Here is a 21,322-nt window from a genome sequence, read left to right as displayed (position 1 = left end):
ACTCTCCTGTTAGTGGTTAGTGAGCTACCGCAGCGGCGCCGTGCTCATCGATGAGCGCACCGTTGTGGAAACGATCAATGGAGAAAGGTTTGGCCAGCGGGTGCATTTCGCCCTTGGCCAGGCTTGCGGCAAACACGTTACCCGAGCCCGGCGTCGCCTTGAAGCCGCCCGTACCCCAACCGCAGTTGAAGAACATGTTCGGCACAGGGGTCTTGGAGATGATCGGGCAGGCGTCCGGCGTGGTGTCGACGATGCCGCCCCACTGACGGTTCATGCGTACGCGCGACAACACCGGGAACATCTCGACGATGGCCTGAATGGTGTGCTCGATGACCGGGTACGAACCGCGCTGACCGTAGCCAACCCAGCCGTCGATGCCGGCGCCGATCACCAGGTCGCCCTTGTCGGACTGACTGATGTAGCCGTGCACGGCGTTGGACATGATCACGCTGTCGATGATCGGCTTGATCGGCTCGGACACCAGCGCTTGCAGCGGGTGAGACTCGATCGGCAGGCGGAAGCCCGCGAGCTTGGCCATGTGGCCAGAGTTACCGGCCGTCACCACACCGACGCGCTTGGCACCGATGAAGCCCTTATTGGTTTCAACGCCGATGCACACGCCGTTTTCCTTGCGAAAGCCGGTGACTTCGGTCTGTTGAATCAGGTCTACGCCCAAAGCGTCGGCAGCACGAGCGAAGCCCCAGGCCACGGCATCGTGACGCGCGACACCGCCGCGACGTTGCACGGTCGCGCCGATGATCGGGTAACGGGTGTTCTTCGAGCAGTCCAGGTACGGAATCTCGTCGGCCACTTGCTTGCCGTTGAGCAGCTCGCCATCCACGCCGTTCAGGCGGTTGGCGCTGACCCGGCGCTCCGAATCACGCATGTCCTGCAGCGTGTGGCACAGGTTGTAGACGCCGCGCTGGGAGAACATGACGTTGTAGTTGAGGTCCTGAGACAGGCCTTCCCACAGCTTCATTGCGTGCTCATACAGGTGCGCGGACTCGTCCCACAGATAGTTGGAACGCACGATAGTGGTGTTGCGCGCGGTGTTGCCGCCGCCCAACCAGCCCTTCTCGACCACGGCCACATTGGTGATGCCGTGCTCCTTGGCCAGGTAGTAGGCCGTCGCCAGCCCATGACCGCCGCCACCAACGATCACAACGTCGTAGACCTTTTTAGGGGTCGGCGTGCGCCACATGCGCTGCCAGTTTTCATGGTGGCTGAGGGAGTGTTTGAAAAGGCCGAAGCCTGAGTAATGCTGCATGGTGCTACTCCTGACTCAGCGGTAAACCGGGAAATCGGCACACAGCGCGGCAACCTGACCGGCCACATTGGCCTCGACATCGGCATCGCCGAGGTTGTCGAGAATGTCGCAGATCCAGCCAGCCAGCGTGATGCATTGGGTCACTTTGAAGCCGCGGGTGGTCACGGCCGGGGTGCCGATACGCAGGCCCGAGGTGACGAACGGCGACTGTGGATCGTTTGGCACCGAGTTCTTGTTCACGGTGATGTGCGCACGACCCAGAGCGGCGTCGGCATCCTTGCCGGTCAGGCCCTGACGGATCAGGCTGACGAGGAACAAATGGTTGTCGGTGCCGCCGGAAACGACGTCGAAGCCGCGGTCGATAAACACCTGCGCCATGGCCTGGGCGTTGTCGATCACCTGCTGTTGATAGGCCTTGAAGCCTGGCTCCATTGCCTCTTTGAAGCACACGGCCTTGGCGGCGATCACATGCATCAGCGGCCCGCCCTGGCCCCCGGGGAATACCGCGGAGTTGAATTTCTTTTCCAGTTCTTCGTTGGCCCTGGCCAGGATCAGACCGCCACGGGGACCACGCAGGGTCTTGTGGGTGGTGGTGGTGACCACATCGGCGTACGGCAGCGGATTAGGGTACAAGCCCGCTGCGACCAGACCCGCCACGTGAGCCATGTCGACGAACAGATAGGCGCCAACCTTGTCGGCGATTTCCCGAAAACGAGGGAAATCCAGGGTTTTCGAGTAGGCCGAGAACCCGGCAATGATCATTTTCGGTTTGTGCTCGACCGCCAGACGCTCGACTTCGTCGTAATCGATCAGGCCGGTGGTGGTGTCGATACCATATTGAACAGCGTTGTAGAGTTTGCCGGAGAAGCTGACCTTGGCGCCGTGGGTCAGGTGACCGCCGTGTGCCAGGCTCATGCCCAGTACGGTGTCGCCCGCTTGCAGCAGCGCCAGATAGACCGCGGCGTTGGCCTGGCTGCCGGAGTGCGGCTGAACGTTGGCGTAATCGGCACCGAAAAGCTGTTTGGCGCGGTCGATGGCCAGTTGCTCGACCTTGTCGACGTGCTCGCAGCCGCCGTAGTAACGCTTGCCCGGATAGCCTTCGGCGTATTTGTTGGTCAGGCCGCTGCCCTGGGCCTGCATCACGCGCTTGCTGGTGTAGTTCTCCGAGGCGATCAGCTCGATGTGATCTTCCTGACGCTGCTCTTCGGCATTCATCGCTGCCAACAGTGCGTCGTCATAACCCTGGATCTGGTCTTGCTTGCTGAACATCGCGGTTCTCCCAGCGGCGGCGCGGCGCCTGAATGATCGATAGGGCTTGTGGACTGCCCTTTGGAAGCGATGGTATGGCCGACGCAGACTGGCTAGATGCCTACGCACGCCACACAAAGGTGCGTTTACGACATGGGTTTACGGGGAGCCGGTAATGGGCACTGCATGACAGAAGAGAATGGCGCGGCAGGCTGCTGATTCTGGCCGCAGGCCGTGGGAGTCCGGGCAGAAGCGAGAGTGCAGAAACAAAAATCCCCGGTCGAGGCCGGGGATTTCGGGGTAGCGGATGTCGCAATCAGACAGATTTTGCAGGCAACTGGCCGTCGGCCCTGAACATGCCGCGAATCCCGCGCACCGCCTGACGAATCCGGTCCTGGTTTTCGATCAGGGCAAAACGCACGTGATCGTCGCCATACTCGCCAAAACCGACACCCGGCGAGACACAGACCTTGGCCTCAAGCAGCAGCTTCTTGGCGAACTCCAGCGAGCCCATGTGGGCGTAGGCTTCAGGAATCTTGGCCCAGACGTACATCGACGCTTTCGGATTTTCGACCATCCAGCCCAGTTCATGCAGGCCCTTTACCAGCACGTTGCGGCGCTGGCGATACTGCTCGGCAATGTCGAGCACGCATTGCTGGTCGCCTTCGAGCGCCGCGATGGCCGCCACTTGCAGCGGGGTGAAGGTGCCATAGTCGTGGTAACTCTTGATCCGCGCCAGGGCATTGACCAGTTCCGGGTTGCCGACCATGAAACCAATTCGCCAGCCGGCCATGTTGTAGCTCTTGGACAAGGTGAAAAACTCCACCGCGATGTCCTTGGCGCCCGGCACCTGCATGATCGACGGGGCTTTCCAGCCGTCGTAGACGATGTCGGCGTAGGCCAGGTCGTGGACCACCAGCACGTCATATTGCTTGGCCAGGGCGACAACCCGTTCGAAGAAATCCAGTTCGACGCATTGGGCGGTAGGGTTGGACGGGAAGCCCAGGATCATCATCTTCGGCTTGGGAATCGAGCCACGGATGGCTTTTTCAAGCTCGGCGAAGAAATCCACGCCCGGCACCAGCGGCACGGAGCGTACCTGTGCACCCGCGATGACAGCGCCGTAGATGTGAATCGGATAGCTGGGATTGGGCACCAGCACTGTGTCGCCCTGATCGAGGGTGGCAAGCATCAGGTGCGCCAGGCCCTCTTTAGAGCCGATGGTGACAATGGCTTCGGTTTCCGGGTCGATATCGACCTCGTAACGCTTCTTGTACCAGCTGGAAATCGCCCGACGCAGACGCGGGATGCCACGCGAAGTCGAGTAGCCATGAGTGTCTTCACGTTGGGCGACAGTGACCAGTTTCTCGACGATATGCGGCGGCGTTGCCCCATCGGGGTTGCCCATGCTCAGGTCGATGATGTCCTCACCACGACGACGAGCGGCCATTTTCAGCTCGGCAGTGATGTTGAACACGTAAGGAGGGAGTCGATCGATCCGCGCGAAACGGCGCGGCGAACCTTGGTCTGCCATGGTGGCCTCTGAAGACGTAAGCGCCCGGAACCGTCCGAGCGACGCTGGCCACTGCGGTGGCCTGTGCGCAAGATAATGGCGCCGAAGGCGGTTTGTCTACAGAGATCTTCGGACCAATGCCCTCGGATCTCCTGTAGGCGTGAGCTTGCTCGCGATGCGCTGTATCAGTCGATTCATGAGTACCTGACGGGAGCGATCGCGAGCAAGCTCACTCCTACAGAGAGCGCGTCAGGCCAAGAGGCGACGTAGCCCGAACAACACGAGAAAATGCAGCGGATAAATAAGGTACGCCCAGCGCCGCATCGGCCAGACACTGAACGCCGGGCGCCAGCGCAACAAGGCCAATCCAAGCCACGGCCCCAACAGACAGGTGATCAGCGCACCGATGGAAATCGGATCGCCCCAGAGCATGCCGTCGATGATCTTCGGCCATTCGTTGCTCAAAAGGCATACCACCCCCGGCACTACCGCCAGCCATAGCGAGCGGCGCAGCACCAGCAGGCAGGCGGTCGGCAGCAGCACGCCATAGGCGCCGAACATCAATTGCTGGCTAGCGGCGACTCCGACGCCCAACGCCAGCACGCCCGCGACCCGAACCGGTAGTGAGCGGCCGACCGCGCCCTGCGCCACCAATAAGCCCAGCGCCAGAGTCGGCAGCACGTTGAGCGTGGTGACTTCACCGGCCATGTAGAGACGATAGGGAAACTCGGCGAGCACCGAAAACACCAGGAGCCACGTCAGATATTTCCAGTCCACCCGAGGCTGTTCGGCGCGTGCAATACCGCGCCCGACATTCACCGCAATGGCCAGGCAAAACCAGGCGAACGCAAAGCGCCCCGGCACGTATAGCCAATCGGCAGACCAACCGACATAGCGCAGGTGATCGAGCACCATACTCAGCATCGCCAGCCACTTGAGCAGGTCCAACGCGCGATCACGCCGGGGTGGTAGGGTCGAATGTGCCTGGCTCATCTGGCTCCACTGATTTGCTGAATTTTCTGACGCAAGAATGCATGACCAAACCACTGAATCTTGGTTACAGTCGCAGCCTTCGATTACAGGGAACCGGCCATGACAGACCAAAGCCAGCAGTTTGCCAGCGATAACTATTCGGGAATCTGCCCGGAAGCCTGGGCCGCCATGGAACAAGCCAACCACGGCCATCAGCGCGCCTATGGCGACGACCAATGGACAGCACGCGCGGCCGATCAATTCCGTCAGCTGTTCGAAACCGACTGTGAAGTGTTCTTCGCCTTCAACGGCACGGCGGCCAACTCGCTGGCGCTGTCATCGTTGTGCCAGAGTTATCACAGTGTCATCTGCTCCGAAACCGCCCACGTCGAAACCGACGAATGCGGCGCACCGGAATTTTTCTCGAACGGCTCCAAGCTGCTGACTGCCCGCAGCGAAAACGGCAAGCTGACCCCCGAATCGATCCGCGAAGTGGCGCTCAAACGTGCCGACATTCACTACCCCAAACCACGCGTCGTGACCCTGACCCAGGCCACGGAAGTCGGCAGCGTGTACCTGCCTGATGAGCTCAAGGCCATCAGCGATACCTGCAAGGAACTGGGCCTGAACCTGCACATGGACGGCGCACGCTTTGCCAACGCCTGCGCGTATCTGGGCTGCACGCCGGCTGAGTTGACCTGGAAAGCCGGCGTCGATGTCCTGTGCTTCGGCGGTACCAAGAATGGCATGGCGGTGGGCGAGGCGATTCTGTTCTTCAACCACAAGCTGGCTGAAGACTTCGACTATCGCTGCAAACAGGCAGGCCAACTGGCCTCGAAAATGCGCTTTCTATCCGCGCCCTGGGTCGGCCTGCTGGAAAACGACGCCTGGCTCAAACACGCCCGCCACGCCAACAGCTGCGCGCAGTTGCTTGCACAACTGGTAAGCGACATTCCAGGGGTTGAATTGATGTTCCCGGTGCAGGCCAACGGCGTGTTTCTGCAGCTTTCGGAAGCGGCCATCGCGGCGCTGACCGCCAGAGGCTGGCGTTTCTACACCTTCATCGGCAGCGGCGGTGCACGCTTCATGTGCTCGTGGGATACCGAGGAAGCCCGCGTGCGTGAGCTGGCGGCCGATATTCGGTTGGTGATGGGGGCGTAAGTCTTCGCAATCCGCTTCTGGCCGGAGGCCGTGGGAGCCTGACTTGTCGGCGATCGACTGCGCAGCAGTCGTAAAACCGGACAACGTTTTGCATCTGAACCACCGCACTGGCCGGCTTTGCTGCCGGTGCCCGGCAGATCGTCGGCAAGGTGGAGCGCCCCCCGGCGGACCCACGCCTTCGGCAGTAGTCAAGGTCAAGCCGCCGCCCATACATGCTCGGCGGCAAGACCATCACCCCTGCGCAATCACCTTTTCAATCACCTCGACCGTTGCGCTGACCTTGTCTTCATAACGGCTCAGTTGCTGGGCATGCTGCTGCTTGAGCTCGATTTGCTTCGAGCACAGATTCAGCGCTGCCAGGACCAGCAGGCGGTCGCCGATCAGGCTCGGGTAAGTGCGCTTGGTTTCCGACAACGCGGACTTGAGCATGACCACGGCGTCCATCAAGGTCTGTTCCTGGCCAGCAGGCGCCTTGATCGTGTAATCGTTGCCGAGAATGGAAATGACCTTGGCGTCGTCGCGGTCGGTGATCATGCGCTGACCGCACTGACGCTGGTTGCACGATCAACCAGCGCCTGAATGCGAGCAGCGGTGGCGCCTTGCTTCTCTTCCTGCTCCAGCAAGCTCAGCTGCAGACTGTCGTTGTCATCCCGGGCTTGTTTCAACTCTTCGGCGAGCTGCGTGTTCGTGTTCTGCAGCTCCTGATTCTGTTGCACCAGGTCACTGACGAGTTTTTCCAACTGGCTTAGGGATGCTTCCAACATTTTGATTTCTCAGGCAAATTTCAAAGGGCGCGTACGATAAAGAAAAGTCACTTCGGCTACCAGTGAAATCAGGGCTTTTACGCCGCTACACCGACCGCAAATCACATCTTTCACTTCAATCCCGCAAACGCATCGGGTCCCCATTGACTGCGTTTTGGCCGTCTTGTTCCTGCTGTTCGTCAGATCACGGCCCTGCGACATAAGCGCACAGAACGGACCAAAGGCTTCAAGTCTGTGTCTGCGCGACCGATAAGCCATGCATCTCCTTCAAATCTCCTCTTCTCGCATGGATCGCGGCTTTCTCAGGAACCGTCATGTCCCTCCGCAATATCAACATCGCGCCCCGCGCTTTTCTCGGATTTTCCATCATTGGCGTGCTGATGCTGGCCCTCGGCATCTTTGCCCTTTCGCAAATGAGCAAGATCAACGATGCCACTGAGGTCATGGCCACCAACAGCATGCCGAGCATCAAGTCCCTGGATAAGCTGACCGAGGCGAGCATCCGTCTGCGCGTATTGTCCTATCGGCTGATGCTCAATCGCGACGCCGACACCCAGCAGAAAACCATTGAACTGCTGGCCATGCGCAACCGGCAGATCGAAGAAGCACGGACGATTTACGTCAAGCTGATCTCCGCGCCGGAAGAACAGGCCGCCTATGATCAGTACGTGAAATTGCTCAACGACTATCGCCAGCTCGAGGAGCGCATGAAGTCCCTGAGCAACGCCAACAAGCTTGACGAACTGACGACCCTGCTCAGTGCCGACCTGCAGACCAACTCTGACCAGATGAACGTGGTGTTGGGCAAGCTGGTGGAAATCAACACTCAGCAACTCAAGGACACCAACAAAATGGCGTCCGATCAGTATTCGAGCGCCATCAACATGGTCGTCACGCTGCTGATTGTTGCCACCGTCCTGACGCTGCTGTTCGCCTGGCTGCTGACCAACAGCATCACTCGCCCGATCGCTTCTGCGCTCAATGCTGCCGAAGAAATTGCCGAAGGCGACCTGACCCGCACCATTTCCGTCGACGGTTCCGACGAAGCCGGGCGCCTGTTGGCTGCCATGCTCAAGATGCAGTCCAAATTGCGCGACACCCTGCAACGCATTTCCGGTTCGGCGACCCAGCTTGCTTCCGCCGCTGAAGAGCTCAACGCCGTCACTGAAGAAAGCGCGCGTGGCCTGGCACAACAGAACAACGAAATCGAGCAGGCGGCCACTGCGGTCAATGAAATGACCAGTGCCGTGGAAGAAGTGGCGCGCAACGCCGTCAGCACATCCGAAGCCTCGAAGAACGCCACCACCTCGGCCAGCGATGGTCGCGACCTAGTCCAGGAAACCGTGGGCGCCATCGAGCGCATGAGCGGTGATGTTCAGAGCACGGCCACGCTGATCGGCAACCTGGCCGACGAATCCCGTGACATCGGCAAGGTGCTGGACGTCATCCGTGGGCTGGCCGACCAGACCAACCTGCTGGCACTCAACGCCGCCATCGAAGCAGCCCGCGCCGGTGAAGCCGGTCGCGGATTCGCCGTGGTCGCCGACGAGGTTCGCGCACTGGCTCATCGCACCCAGCAATCGACCAGCGAAATCGAACGCATGATCGGCAGCATCCAGGGCGGCACCGAACAGGCCGTGAACTCGATGCGCAGCAGCACCGATCGCGCTGAATCAACCTTGAACATCGCCAAGGGCGCAGGCCTTGCGCTGGATACCATTAACAATGCTGTGGTGGAAATCAACGAGCGCAACCTGGTGATCGCAAGCGCCGCCGAAGAACAGGCGCAAGTGGCCCGTGAAGTGGACCGCAATCTCGTCAACATCCGCGACCTGTCGACCCAGTCGGCCACCGGCGCCAACCAGACCAGCGCCGCAAGCAACGAACTCTCGCGCCTGGCAGTGGACTTGAACGGAATGGTTGCGCGTTTCAGGTTGTAAACAGGGCCTCATACCTGGCCACTGGGGGAGCCGGCTTGCTGGCGAATGCGTCAGGTCAGACACTTTGATGGTGACTGATCCAGTACATCCGCCAGCTAGCCGGCTCCCCACAAGTCTTGGTCCGGTTTGCCGCCGGTGGCGTTTTTGAATCGCTACCACCGGCAAGCCATGCTGCTGCCCGTCAATATTCGATCCGCACATCGCCCTTCGGCACGCTGCAGCACGACAGGATGTAGCCTTCTTCGACGTCGTCATCGGTGATGCCGCCGTTGTGCTCCATCTCCACTTCCCCGCTCAGCTTCATGACCTTGCAGGTACCGCAGATGCCCATACCGCATGCCTTGGGGATCATCAGGCCGAGCTTGGCAGCGGCCGCATGCACGGTTTCGCCGGGGCCCACGCGAATGCTTTTGCCGGTATCGGTGAACTCCACCTGATGCAGCTCGGCGACGTCGATTTCCGGCGCATCGGCCGCCTGTTCGGCGTGCTCCACCGCGTCAGCGCGGGCTTCAGGCGGTGTCGCGCCAAAGGATTCTTCGTGGTACTGCGCCATGTTGAAGCCATTGGCTTCGAGCAGGCGCTTGACGGCATTCATGTACGGCGTCGGGCCGCAGCAGAAGACTTCGCGCTCCATGAAATCCGGGGCCATCAGCTCCAGCATCTTCTGGTTCAGATAACCGCGATAGCCGGCCCATGGCTCGCCCAGACCGTGCTTTTCACAGACGATGTGCAAGGCGAAGTTATTGATGCGCGACGCCATCTGCTCCAGTTCACGGTGATAGATGATGTCCTTGGGCGAGCGCGAGCTGTGGACGAAGACCATGTCGACGTTGGCGTTGGTGTCGTAATACCAGCGCGCCATGGACATGACCGGGGTAATGCCGACACCGCCGCTGAGGTAGAGGATCTTCGGGTTAGGGAAATCGATGGCGTTGAACAGACCCACCGGTCCATGGACCGCCAGCTCCTGGCCTTCATGCAATGTGTCATGCAGCCAGTTGGAAACCTTGCCGCCCGGCACCCGCTTGATCGTGATCGAGAAGCTGTACGGCACCGACGGCGAGCTGGAAATGGTGTAGGAGCGCATGATCGGCACGCCTTCGATTTCCAGCTCCAGGGTGACGAACTGACCTGGCTTGAAAAAGAACAGAATCGGCTGGTCGGCCATGAAGCAAAAGGTGCGTACGTCCCAGGTTTCCTGGATCACTTTGACGACCCGCACCAGGTGACGGCCATTGGCCCAGGTCTGGGTGTTGACCGGGCTGAGGAAACTCTGGGACATACTCACTCTCCACGGCCGACGGTCGGCCTCTTATGGTGGCGATTCTGCGTAACGCACGAGCCACCTATTTACCTATCAGCGACATTCACATACTTATGGCGACCAGGCCCTGTCTATAAGGGTTGCGTAGTCGGAAACGGATTCGGCCATGTCGCCCATGGATAAGGTTCGCGTCGCGCCCGGCTCCACACTCGCCGCTAAATCGTTATGACTTTCTGACACAGAAGCATGAGCGACAGAAAACACCGTCGCCTGGCGTGCCAATACATACAACCCAACCGTATTAGCCACATTCGTAGACCGCTCAAATCGCGGTCTGAGGACTTCAAAGATGGACGTCACCGCAACTCTGAGCCTGGGCGATCCGCTGGAACCCGCACGCAAGGCCACCGCTGAAATGCTGCAGAACCGTGAGCGCACCTACTCACTGCCGCAGCCTTTCTACAGCGATGAGCGGCTGTTTGAAATCGACATGCAGGAAATCTTTCAGAAAGAATGGCTGATAGCGGGCATGACCTGCGAAATCCCGGCCAAGGGCAACTTCCTGACCCTGCAGATTGGCAAGAACCCGATCCTGGTGGTGCGCGCGCCAGACGGCTCGATCAACGCCTTCCACAACGTTTGCCGTCACCGCGGCTCGCGTCTGTGCACCAAGGAAAAAGGCAAGGTCGCCAAACTGGTGTGCCCTTACCACCAGTGGACTTACGAACTTGACGGTCGTCTGTTGTATGCCGGCACCGAAATGGGCGCTGACTTCGACATGAAGCAGTTCAGCCTCAAGCCTGTGAATTGCAAGGTTGCCGGCGGTTACATCTTCATCAGCCTGGCCAGCAACCCGCCCGCCATCGACGAATTCCTGCAAACGCTGAACCACTACATGGAACCGTACGACATGGAAAACACCAAGGTGGCGGTGCAAACCACCTTGATCGAAAAAGCCAACTGGAAGCTGGTGCTGGAAAATAACCGCGAGTGCTACCACTGCAACGCCTCGCACCCGGAGCTGCTCAACACCCTGCTCGAATGGGATGACGTCACCGACCCGCGCGCCGATCAGGCCTTCAAGGACCACGTCGCTGCGTCCGCCGCCGCCTGGGAAGCAGAAAAAATCCCCTTTGCACACGCCAGCTTCGGCCTGCGTAACCGCATCGTGCGTATGCCACTGCTCAAAGGCACCGTGTCGATGACCATGGACGGCCAGCAAGGCAGCAAAAAGCTGATGGGCCGCATCAAGAATCCGGACCTGGGCTCGATGCGCATCCTGCACCTGCCGCACGCCTGGAACCACTGCATGGGCGACCACGTGATCGTCTTCACCGTGTGGCCAATCAGCGCACAGGAAACCATGGTTACCACCAAGTGGCTGGTGCACAAGGATGCAGTCGAAGGCGTGGACTACGACGTCGCGCGCCTGCGTGAGGTCTGGGACGCCACCAACGACCAAGACCGTCGCCTGGCCGAAGAAAACCAGCGCGGCATCAACTCCATCGCTTATCAGCCAGGTCCGTATTCACAGACCTATGAGTTCGGCGTAGTCAACTTCATCGACTGGTACAGCGCCAAGCTCCTAGAAAACATGGGCGCCGAGCCCGCGCCGTATCTGAAGGGCGTGGCGGTTAATCACGAGTAAGTTCTAACGGTTGACGATATCCCTACCGCCCTATTTCCCGGTAGCAGTCCGGCTTGCCGGCGGTGTGGTCATTTCGGACCCCACCGCCGGCAAGCCGGACTGCTGCAAGGATTGGCCCAACGCCGCATACACTGCTCAAAAAACAATCACCTCCGTCCCATACCAACCCCGCCGCACTGTCCCTGCATCCACAAACAACTTATCCACAGCACTACCCACTGCAATTGTGGGAAAGCGAATTTGCACCTGTGCAAAAAACCAAGAAAAACCGTGACTTATTCAGATAGTCATAATCGCATTGCGCCTGATCATTTTTTGAACAAATCTTTGAACGCCACGTATTTGAAGGGCTACAGGGGATGACAAACACCTTATCCACAGAACCGCCAACAGAGAATGTGGGCAAGTGCTGCGTTGTGGCTACCACCTGTGGAAAAACAGGCCGGAGGTAGAGAGTCCGGCCGCTAAGAAACAGATCCGAGAAAAAAAGCCTGAATTGATCAATATTTGATCAATCCTCTACAAGCCACGTATTTCAAGGCTTACAACAGATGACGAACAACTTATCCACATAAGCGCTAACAGAGATTGTGGGCAAATTCGAACGAGCTCAGCATTCTCTGTGGAGAAAAAACGTTTAAAAACCGTTAGATAGGCTGATCACTATTTAAACAAACGCTTGTAAGCCTTGAATCACGTGGCTCGCGTCAATGGCCGAACAGCTTATCCACAGGTGGGTTAACAGGGATTGTGGGTATGTGGGCAAATTTCATCGGCCACAAATCGGAAGCGACTGACATTCAGCTCCATTCCTGATCAGTAGGCTTGCAGCCAACCCACCGACGCAGGACGTCAATCATGAAATCAAAGATGATTTTTTCAGAAGAAGTTGTCTGCGGGCGAACGCTTGACTAATACAACAACGCGGACGCCCCACCAGCCTTCCGCGCGAATTGCTGGGTATCGTCAGTTACAGACCTAGTACCATCGATGAATCAAAAGCGCTTTTGCATCTGCGTACGAAGAATGACACCGGCTGTTATGAAAATGGCGAAAGGATCGGCTCTGGCCTGTTCACCCTGTTGATCGGATGCCTCGTTTTCTTCGCCTGGAGCCTGAAACAGGCCCGCGCCAAGTCATAGAGCAGGTGTTCGATGTCGTGATCATCGACGCGGCGTCCAGCATGAAGACGGTATCGGCAGAAGAGCCGCCGCTTTAGGCATAAAAAGAGCGGCACGCAGCCGCCTTCGGATGTTCAGAGGGCGTGACTCAGCGAATCACCCCCTCCTCCACCAACAACTTCAGGATCGCCGCCGCGCCTTCCTGAAGACTCAGACGCCCTATCAATCCATGCCTTTAATTTGAGACCCGCTTATGGGAATTTACCGATATATCGGACATCTCAATTGTTTCCGATTAATTCAATTCATATGTGAAAAAGATAATGGACGATAGAGGCAGGGCCATGGACAACGGCTTTCAAGCAATATTAGACTTTTTTCGCACCCTACGATTGTCGGGGATATCACATCAATGAAACATAAGCCATGATTACCGAACCGACTAGACAGATAAATGGCTGACGGAGAAGTCCAAATCAGCAGAAAATATTCAAACCAATGCATATTGAAACTGACTCATACTATCGGGCAGGGTGATCACACCTCATGAAAATTCAAAATCCATACCGGGAACTGTTCATATCACGACAACGGACTGTAAGTTAGAAATATTTTTGTTATGAGCAGTAACCGCACATAATTCTGTGAATTACCGCCTGACTACACAAGCACCGCTGAAAGCTATCAGAAAGGAATATTTATGGATAACGCCGTTAGACATTATTTTTTTTCCATGGTGTGGTCAATCGCTATTATCTATTTAATGTTCTGGGAAACAAGCGACAATTCCGGATTACTATTAAAAACCATGGACTATATTCTTTCAATAACCGTGATCGGGCACACATTCTACCTAATCGGTTCGGCAGTAAAAACCGCGCCGGACTCAGTTCCAAACTACGCTACCCCTAGCTTAAAAAAAACGCTCACAGGAGGCGTCCTATTAGCAGTCATTAACGTTATTGCAGCATGGCTAATTTATGACAATCACACTGGAAAAACTTTAATCGGAGTGTCTTTAGGATGTCTAATTCCAGCTGCCTCGCTTAGTCTTATTGTCTGCAGCATTCGCAATAAATTACACAACAAAGGAGCAATACCATGAGATAAATCACTATCCAAAAGCTGTAATTGTTCGGGATAGACTAACCGGAATAAATTAAACACTATTGCATGCGGTTATCTTACACCACACCTAACCAGAGTACTGAGGGAGGTAAGGTATGGACTTTCGGCACAGATTCGCGTTTCACACCATATACATCGGAGCGATCATTTCGGCCCTATGGGAACTTGACCCTTGCTACATAGAGAGCATGATAATCATAGGATTATTCGCAGCCCTAGGCGTTATAGCCATAGAACTATTTTTTGTTGAAAATAAACTATTATTCGAAAGCTTCTTAATAACGCCGCGATGGCGCATTGCAAATAAAATACTTTTAACGGACAAGAAATTTAAAGGAAATCAGAGATGAGAGAAATAGCTGTTTTAGACCTGAAGCTTGTTTCGGGAGGATCATCAGTTTCTGATGCTGTCGCTGCAGTCGCTGCCGGTGCAGCAGCTTTTTTCGCAGGTCCGGCCTCTTTCCCGGCAATAGCCGCAGCGGAGGTTGGTTTTCCCCGCCGGGCTGGTTGGCGGAGGCGGAGGCGGAGGGGTTGATTCTAGGTCAAATCGTGATGGTTGTTGCCATCTTCACAACACGCTACCGAATCACCCCCTCCTCCACCAACAACTTCAGGATCGCCGCCGCCCCTTCCTGTGGGCTGACATCCTTGAGCACTTGCCCACCGCCGCCAGTGGCCTTCGCGGTTGCCGCTTTCATGCGATCGGCACCGCTTTTCGCTTTGATCACCTTCAACCGCTTTGGCCTCGGCTTGGCAGGCGTCAGTTCAGCGCTTGTGAATAACTCGTCGATGACCACGTCCACCTCCTCAACGTCCAGAACCCCACGCTGCGCTGGGCCGTAGGCGCTCTGACGAGGCTTGGGCGCGGCGTTGTCCACAGTGGCGAGGAACGGCAGGCGGACTTTGAGGCGACGGCGCTGGCCGCGAGGCAATGCTTGGAGTACCTGGGCGGTACCGTTGCTCATGGATTCCACTTCAGCCATGCCTACTACCAGCGGCCAGCCCAGTTTTTCGGCCAGCAGGTACGGGAGCATCCCGGAGCCTTCTCCGGTTTCCGCCTGGCTGCCGGTCAGCACCAGTTGCACGCCGGATTCCCTTATGTAATCAGCCAGACCTGGCAGCGCATCGGCATCCTGCGGTTGCTCAAGCACATGCAGCTCGTTCAGTCCCATGCCCAGATAGGCCCGCAGCGCTGGTTCCTGTGCATTGCCGGCATGCAGCACGTGCAAGTTATCCCCAGCCAGTTGCAGCCCCAACTCGACCGCCCGGGCATCCTGCTCGGCGCGTCGAGGACGACCAGAGGTCGGGTGCGCGCCGATGGAAACCAGACTGATGACGTGCAAAGCGTTTTTATCCACAGGCAATTTTTTGTCAGGCTGCATCGCGTTTGGCCCCATTGCGGTACGTTTCAACGGCTTCAATCAGCGCCTCGAGGATGGCCGCGCTTTCACCAATGACTGACAAATCAGCACGTTTGATCATGTCGCAGGTGGGGTCGAGGTTGATCGCCACCACTTTGTCGCAGGCGCCAATGCCTTGCAGATGCTGAATGGCACCAGAGATCCCCACAGCGACATACACCCGCGCCGTCACCCAGGTGCCAGATGCGCCAACCTGACGATCGCGACTCATGAAGCCATCGTCCACGGCGACGCGGGAGGCACCTTCAGTCGCCCCTAGCGCCACGGCAGTACGGTGGAACAGATCCCAGTCCTTGACCCCGTTGCCACCGGAAAAAATGAATTCCGACTCGGCCATGGGGATAAGCGCGGGGTCGACCGCCACTGCACCCAAGTCTTCGATGCGCGGCAAGCTGCGTGCGATGGCTGTGGACAACTCCACCGCCAGCGCCTCGTGACGGGTTTCGCTGACCGGCTCGGCACACTCGGCAGCCGCCAGGATCAGCCTTGACACAGGACGCGCCAGATCCTCAAGGCCTGCGCCTGCGCGGCCTGTAGCTCGATGAGCCTTGACCTGCCAGACGCGCGTCGCCGGACGCTCGCCAATGCTTGCGCCGAAACGGCGACCCAGTTCGCCGCCACCACTGCGGCTATCTGGCAACAACCAGTGACGCGGGTCGAACTGGTTATCCACAGCCCGCAGGCCTTGTACCCGCTGTTCAGGTGAATAGCCGCTGAATTCGCCGCCATCGAGCACCAGCAGACGGTCAACGCCCGCCGTTTCGAAGGCGCTTTCCTTGTGCTCGCCGAAGACCACGGCCAGTACCGCACCGTCCTGCCCGGCCAGACCGTGGGCCAGGCCCAGCAGGTCGCGGTCGTGGCTGCTCAAGCGGCCACCGACCATGTCCGGGACCACGGCAATATAAAACGCCGGCTGTGCAATCTGATGCAGTGGCAGTTGCACGGCTACAGAAGCCGAACGTTTGACCGCCCCGCCCTGTTGCGCGCCGCTGCGGTCGATACGCTTGATGCCGTTGGGGCCGATGAAGCCGATACCGTGGACGTTCTTGCGGATGACGCCGTTGGGCCCCATCCAGCTGCTCTGCGCGGGTTGCATCGCGGCGTGCAGCGGGTGCAAGCGGTTACGGGCGATCCATTCGGCCCGGGGGTCGCGGCGGATAATGTCGCTCATCAATGCACCTCCGCAGGTTCGCGTTTGACCGGCGCCGGTTTGGCGGGTGCGGCGGCGTCTTCGAGCAGGGCGTCGGCTACCAGTTCGGCAATGTCCTTGATCATCGGGCGCGGCTCGACCACGCCTTCAAGCATCGCCGTGCACTGCGGACAGCCCACGGCCACCAGCTCAGCGCCAGTTTCGCGAATGTCTTCCATGCGCATGTCAGGGATACGCTGCTTGCCAGGGATGTCGGTAATCGGCGCCCCGCCGCCGCCGCCACAGCAGCGGGAGCGGAAACCGGAGCGTTGCATCTCCTTGACCTCGATACCCAGCGCCTTGAGCACATCGCGCGGGGCTTCATACTCGCCGTTGTAACGCCCAAGGTAGCAAGGGTCGTGATAGGTGACGCTGGAGCCCTTGTGTTGCCCCAGGTTCAGTGCGCCATCGGCGATCAGTTCGGCCATGTAGGTGCTGTGGTGCTGGACCAGGTAATGGCCGTCGAAGGCGCCGTATTCATTTTTCAGCACATGGAAGCTGTGCGGATCGCAGGTGACGATGCGCTTGAAGCTGTATTGGCTCAAGGTCTGGATGTTGCGCCTGGCGAGCATCTGGAAAGTCGCTTCATCACCCAGGCGACGAGCCACGTCACCGCTGTCGCGCTCTTCAAGTCCCAGCACCGCAAAATCGACCCTGGCCGCTTTCAGCACTTTGACGAAGGCGCGCAAGGTGCGCTGGTTACGCATGTCGAAAGCACCATCACCGACCCAGAACAGCACGTCAGCGGTTTTCTTGTCGCTGAGGATGCCGAGGTTCAAGTCAGCCGCCCAGTTCATCCGTCCGCCCGGCGCAAAGCCGCCAGGGTTATCGGTAGCGATGAGGTTTTCCAAGACTTCGGCGCCCTTGTTCGGGGTTGCGCCTTTTTCCAGGGTCAGGTGACGACGCATGTCGACGATGGCATCCACGTGCTCGATCATCATCGGGCACTCTTCCACGCAGGCACGGCAGGTGGTGCAGGACCACAGGGTTTCAGCGTCCACCAGACCGTTGACGATCGGCTGGTGCGGGTTGCCGCCATGCTCGCCCACCGGCTTACCCGGATACGGGCTGCCGGCGAATTTGGCGTCGGTGCCACCGGCCAGACCGACGACCATGTCCTGAATAAGCTTTTTCGGGTTCAACGGCTGGCCAGCGGCAAAGGCCGGGCATGCGGCTTCGCATTTACCGCATTGCACGCAGGCGTCGAAGCCCAGCAGTTGATTCCAGGTAAAATCCTTGGGCTTTTCCACCCCAAGCGGCGCAGTCGGATCATTCAGGTCCAGCGGCTTGAGCCCGGTGGACCGGCCGCCGCCGAAACGTTCAGCGCGACGGTGCCAGGCCAGATGCAGCGCCCCGGCGAAGGCGTGCTTCATCGGGCCGCCCCAGGTCATGCCCAGGAACAGCTCGCAAACGCCCCACAGCACGCCAATACCCAGAATGATTGCCAGCAGCCAGCCGCCGAAGTCTTCCGGAAGAATACCGGCGACCGGCAGCGTGACCAGAAAGAAAGAAGCCGAGAACGCCAGCAGGCTTTTCGGCAGGCGCATCCACGGGCCTTTGGACAGGCGCGCTGGCGGGTTGCGGCGGCGCAGGTACATGAAGATCGCGCCAACGAACATCACCGCCGACATGAGCAGCAGTGCATAACCGAGGATGCGGTTATGTAGCCCGAAACCATGAACCACAATCGCCAGGATAATCGATGCGACCGCACCACCGGCCGTCGCGACGTGGGTATTGGCGATGTATTTGTCCCGCGCGACCACATGGTGCAAATCGACCATGTAACGCTTGGGCATGGCCAGCAGACCGCCCAGCAGATCGACCCTGGACGCACGCCCTGTGCGCCACATGGCCACCCGCCGCAACGCGCCGAGGAGCCCAAGGCCCAGGGCAGCGAACAGCAGGATTGGAAGAAGGGTGTTTAACATCGAGGAGCCCTCGAGCTGCAAGCTTCAAGCTACAAGCGGCAAGCAAAAGCCGGTCACCCGTCGCTCTTTCTTGCAGCGTGAAGCTTGCCGCTTGTGGCTGATCTTAGAAGTCTTTACAAAGTCGCAGCGCGTCATAGATAGCGGCGTGGGTATTACGCTGGGCCACGCAATCGCCGATGCGGAACAGCAGGTAGCCGTCACCCGGCTCACTCAACGATGGCTGAGGCTGGATGGCGAACAGGGCTTCGATGTCCATCTGACCCTTGTTGCGCGACCCTTCCTTGAGCCCGTAATACAGCTCTTCGTCGGGACGCACGCCGTTTTCGATGACCACCTGATCGACCACCCGCTCCTCTTTGGCGCCGGTGTATTCGTTCTCCAACACCGCCACCAGCTTGTCGCCTTCGCGGTATACCTTCTCCAGCATCATGTCGCCGGTCATGATCACTTCTTTGGGATACATGCTGCGGTAGTAGGTGGGGAACGACGTACCGCCGATGGCCACGCCCGGCTTGATGTCGTCAGTGACGATCTCGACCTGGCTGCCTTTGTCGGCCATGAAGTCGGCAACCGACATCCCGGTGAATTCACAGATGGTGTCGTACACCAGGGCGTTTTTGCCCGGTGCCACCTTGCCATCGAGCACATCCCAACTGCTGACCACCAGCCCTTCGGCGGCGCCCCAGTGCTCGTTCTGCTCAAGGAACGGATGCCCACCGACGGCCAGCACCACCACATCCGGGCGCAGGTCCAGGATGGTCGCGATGTCGGCAGCGGTACCCAGGCGCAGATCGACCTTCAGGCGCGCCAGTTCCAGTTGATACCAGCGAGTGATACCGGCGATCTGGTCGCGTTGCGGCGCCTTGGAGGCCGTGACGATCTGCCCGCCGATGAATTCTTTCTTCTCGAACAGGGTCACGTCATGACCGCGCTCGGCAGACACCCGTGCAGCTTCCATCCCCGCAGGACCGGCACCAACCACTACCACTTTGCGTTTCACACCGGTGGTTTTCTCGATGATGTGCGGCAGGCCCATGTATTCACGGGAGGTCGCGGCGTTCTGGATGCACAGTACGTCCAGCCCTTGATACTGGCGATCGATGCAGTAGTTGGCACCGACGCACTGACGGATCTGATCGATCTGGCCCATCTTGATCTTGGCGATCAAGTGCGGATCGGCGATGTGCGCGCGGGTCATGCCGACCATGTCGACGTAGCCACCTTCCAGGATGCGCGTGGCCTGGTTCGGATCCTTGATGTTCTGCGCATGCAGAACCGGGGCCTTGACCACTTCCTTGATACCGGCGGCCAGGTGCAGAAACGGCTCCGGTGGATAACTCATGTTCGGGATGACGTTGGCCAGGGTGTTGTGGGTGTCGCAACCCGAACCCACCACCCCGATGAAGTCGATCATGCCGGTCTGGTCGTAGTACTTGGCGATTTCCTTCATGTCTTCATGGCTGAGACCGTCCGGATGAAACTCGTCACCACACAGGCGCAGGCCCACACAGAAGTCAGGCCCGACTTCCTTGCGCACGGCCTTGATCACTTCCATACCGAAACGCATGCGGTTCTCGAAGCTGCCGCCCCACTCATCGGTACGCTTGTTGACCCGCGGGCTCCAGAACTGGTCGATCATGTGCTGGTGCACGGCCGACAACTCGACACCGTCCAGACCGCCTGCCTTGGCCCGCCCGGCGGCGCTGGCATAATTGCCGATCACCCGCCAGATCTCTTCGGGCTCGATGGTCTTGCAGGTCGCGCGGTGTACAGGCTCACGGATACCCGATGGCGACATCAGCGTCGGCCAGTGGTCGCCGTCCCAGCGGGAGCGGCGGCCCATGTGGGTAATCTGGATCATGATCTTGGCGCCGTGCTTGTGCATGGCGTCAGCGAGATTCTGAAAGTGCGGGATGATCTTGTCGGTGGCCAGGTTGACCGATTTCCACCAGCCTTGCGGGCTGTCGATGGCAACGCTGGAAGAGCCGCCGCAAATGGCCAGACCGATACCGCCCTTGGCTTTCTCCTCGTAGTACTTCACGTAACGGTCGGTGGTCATGCCGCCATCGGTCGCGTAGACCTCGGCGTGCGCGGTACTCAGGACGCGGTTACGGATCGTCAACTTACCGATCTGAATAGGCTGAAACATTGCTTCGAAAGCCATGGCACGGTCCTCGGCTTACAACGGTTTTACGACGAACAGGCCATCTTCGTGGCCTTCTTCCGATCCGCCGTAAACTTGCTCGGCCACGGTACGAATGGTGCTGCCCTTGGCGGCGAGGACCTGATCCATGGCACCGGCGAACCAGCCAGTGAACATGTAATCGACCTTGCGACCGACCTTGCCGTAAACGTAAACGAAGGCGGAGTGCTCAAGCTTGACGCTGGCGGTGCCTTTCTCCAGATCGATTTCCTGGATCTTGAACAGCCCCCAGCCACGCTGCGACAGGCGATTCATGTAGTGCTCGAACACCGCAACGCCTTCGAGGCCGTGGCACTCGGCTTCCTTTTCACACCAGTGCCAGGCCGACTTGTAGCCCGCCTTGTAGAGGATCTGGGCATAAGCGTCGGCGCCCAGCACTTCCTCGATGCCCATGTGGTTATTGACGAAGAAATGCCGTGGCACGTACAGCATCGGCAGGGCGTCGGAGGTCCAGACGCCGGTCTCGCTGTCGACTTCGATTGGCAATTGCGGGGCGATCTTGGCCATGGAAACTTAACTCCAGAAAAATTCAGTAATTAGCAAAGCGTCGGC

16 protein-coding genes and 1 pseudogene are annotated in these 21,322 nt (G+C 58.7%); 5 read left to right on the top strand and 12 right to left on the bottom strand.

Features of this window, described 5'->3' with window-relative positions; genetic code table 11:
- Nucleotides 1-16: 16 nt before the first annotated feature.
- The 4 genes from ACI2KS_RS20785 to ACI2KS_RS20770 form a co-directional block, all read right to left on the bottom strand.
- Nucleotides 17-1,267 (bottom strand): sarcosine oxidase subunit beta family protein, encoded by a 1,251-nt coding sequence (locus ACI2KS_RS20785; RefSeq protein WP_243244200.1) that lies wholly within the window; start codon nucleotides 1,265-1,267, stop codon nucleotides 17-19.
- 15 nt (nucleotides 1,268-1,282) lie between these two features.
- A complete protein-coding gene (gene glyA, locus ACI2KS_RS20780) occupies nucleotides 1,283-2,536 on the bottom strand; it encodes a serine hydroxymethyltransferase (RefSeq protein ID WP_404622878.1) in 1,254 nt (417 codons plus the stop codon).
- A gap of 295 nt (nucleotides 2,537-2,831) precedes the next feature.
- Nucleotides 2,832-4,049: an alanine transaminase gene (gene alaC, locus ACI2KS_RS20775; protein ID WP_404622877.1), complete on the bottom strand. Its 1,218-nt coding sequence runs from the start codon at nucleotides 4,047-4,049 to the stop codon at nucleotides 2,832-2,834.
- 228 nt (nucleotides 4,050-4,277) lie between these two features.
- Nucleotides 4,278-5,021, bottom strand: coding sequence for a TraX family protein (locus ACI2KS_RS20770; protein WP_404622876.1), 744 nt, complete (start codon nucleotides 5,019-5,021; stop codon nucleotides 4,278-4,280).
- A 99-nt stretch (nucleotides 5,022-5,120) separates the two neighbouring features.
- Between ACI2KS_RS20770 and ACI2KS_RS20765 the strand changes: the two genes are divergently transcribed.
- Entirely contained in the window at nucleotides 5,121-6,161 is a 1,041-nt protein-coding gene (locus ACI2KS_RS20765) for a low specificity L-threonine aldolase (RefSeq protein WP_404622875.1), read from the top strand.
- 231 nt (nucleotides 6,162-6,392) lie between these two features.
- Here ACI2KS_RS20765 and ACI2KS_RS20760 read toward each other — a convergent pair whose 3' ends face one another.
- Nucleotides 6,393-6,695: a cell division protein ZapA gene (locus tag ACI2KS_RS20760; protein ID WP_404622874.1), complete on the bottom strand. Its 303-nt coding sequence runs from the start codon at nucleotides 6,693-6,695 to the stop codon at nucleotides 6,393-6,395.
- On the bottom strand, nucleotides 6,692-6,925 hold the full coding sequence (locus ACI2KS_RS20755; RefSeq protein ID WP_404622873.1) for a hypothetical protein: 234 nt from the start codon (nucleotides 6,923-6,925) through the stop codon (nucleotides 6,692-6,694). The genes ACI2KS_RS20760 and ACI2KS_RS20755 overlap by 4 nt, the downstream gene beginning before the upstream one ends.
- A gap of 314 nt (nucleotides 6,926-7,239) precedes the next feature.
- Here ACI2KS_RS20755 and ACI2KS_RS20750 point away from each other — a divergent pair.
- Nucleotides 7,240-8,010 (top strand): annotated as a pseudogene (locus ACI2KS_RS20750) (MCP four helix bundle domain-containing protein); the annotation flags it as partial.
- Entirely contained in the window at nucleotides 7,993-8,865 is an 873-nt protein-coding gene (locus ACI2KS_RS20745; protein WP_404622993.1) for a methyl-accepting chemotaxis protein, read from the top strand. The pseudogene ACI2KS_RS20750 and the gene ACI2KS_RS20745, both read left to right, overlap by 18 nt.
- A gap of 181 nt (nucleotides 8,866-9,046) precedes the next feature.
- Here the strand turns inward: ACI2KS_RS20745 and gbcB are convergent, their stop codons facing one another.
- Complete coding sequence (gbcB, locus tag ACI2KS_RS20740) at nucleotides 9,047-10,147, bottom strand: glycine-betaine demethylase subunit GbcB (protein ID WP_404622872.1); 1,101 nt, start codon at nucleotides 10,145-10,147, stop codon at nucleotides 9,047-9,049.
- Nucleotides 10,148-10,478: 331 nt separating this feature from the next.
- Here gbcB and gbcA point away from each other — a divergent pair, with 331 nt between their 5' ends.
- Nucleotides 10,479-11,777 (top strand): glycine-betaine demethylase subunit GbcA, encoded by a 1,299-nt coding sequence (gene gbcA / locus ACI2KS_RS20735; RefSeq protein WP_404622871.1) that lies wholly within the window; start codon nucleotides 10,479-10,481, stop codon nucleotides 11,775-11,777.
- Between the two features lie 1,821 nt (nucleotides 11,778-13,598).
- Complete coding sequence (locus ACI2KS_RS20730) at nucleotides 13,599-14,003, top strand: hypothetical protein (RefSeq protein ID WP_404622870.1); 405 nt, start codon at nucleotides 13,599-13,601, stop codon at nucleotides 14,001-14,003.
- A 601-nt stretch (nucleotides 14,004-14,604) separates the two neighbouring features.
- Here ACI2KS_RS20730 and ACI2KS_RS20725 read toward each other — a convergent pair.
- The 5 genes from ACI2KS_RS20725 to ACI2KS_RS20705 all read right to left on the bottom strand — a co-directional run bounded on the left by ACI2KS_RS20725 (nucleotide 14,605) and on the right by ACI2KS_RS20705 (nucleotide 21,277).
- A complete protein-coding gene (locus ACI2KS_RS20725) occupies nucleotides 14,605-15,408 on the bottom strand; it encodes an electron transfer flavoprotein subunit beta (RefSeq protein ID WP_404622869.1) in 804 nt (267 codons plus the stop codon).
- On the bottom strand, nucleotides 15,398-16,618 hold the full coding sequence (locus tag ACI2KS_RS20720) for an electron transfer flavoprotein subunit alpha/FixB family protein (RefSeq protein ID WP_404622868.1): 1,221 nt from the start codon (nucleotides 16,616-16,618) through the stop codon (nucleotides 15,398-15,400). Before ACI2KS_RS20720 ends, ACI2KS_RS20725 begins: the two co-directional genes overlap by 11 nt.
- Complete coding sequence (gene dgcB, locus ACI2KS_RS20715; protein WP_404622867.1) at nucleotides 16,618-18,567, bottom strand: dimethylglycine demethylation protein DgcB; 1,950 nt, start codon at nucleotides 18,565-18,567, stop codon at nucleotides 16,618-16,620. The genes ACI2KS_RS20720 and dgcB overlap by 1 nt, the downstream gene beginning before the upstream one ends.
- 103 nt (nucleotides 18,568-18,670) lie before the next feature.
- Nucleotides 18,671-20,731, bottom strand: coding sequence for a dimethylglycine demethylation protein DgcA (gene dgcA, locus ACI2KS_RS20710; RefSeq protein ID WP_404622866.1), 2,061 nt, complete (start codon nucleotides 20,729-20,731; stop codon nucleotides 18,671-18,673).
- Between the two features lie 15 nt (nucleotides 20,732-20,746).
- Entirely contained in the window at nucleotides 20,747-21,277 is a 531-nt protein-coding gene (locus ACI2KS_RS20705) for a DUF5943 domain-containing protein (RefSeq protein ID WP_404622865.1), read from the bottom strand.
- Between the last annotated feature and the right edge of the window lie 45 nt (nucleotides 21,278-21,322).

This window comes from Pseudomonas sp. NPDC087358 (assembly GCF_044900785.1).
In the GTDB taxonomy this organism is placed as follows: domain Bacteria; phylum Pseudomonadota; class Gammaproteobacteria; order Pseudomonadales; family Pseudomonadaceae; genus Aquipseudomonas.
The sequence above is the reverse complement of the archived record's forward strand: the minus strand, read 5'-3'. Positions and strand labels throughout refer to the sequence as shown.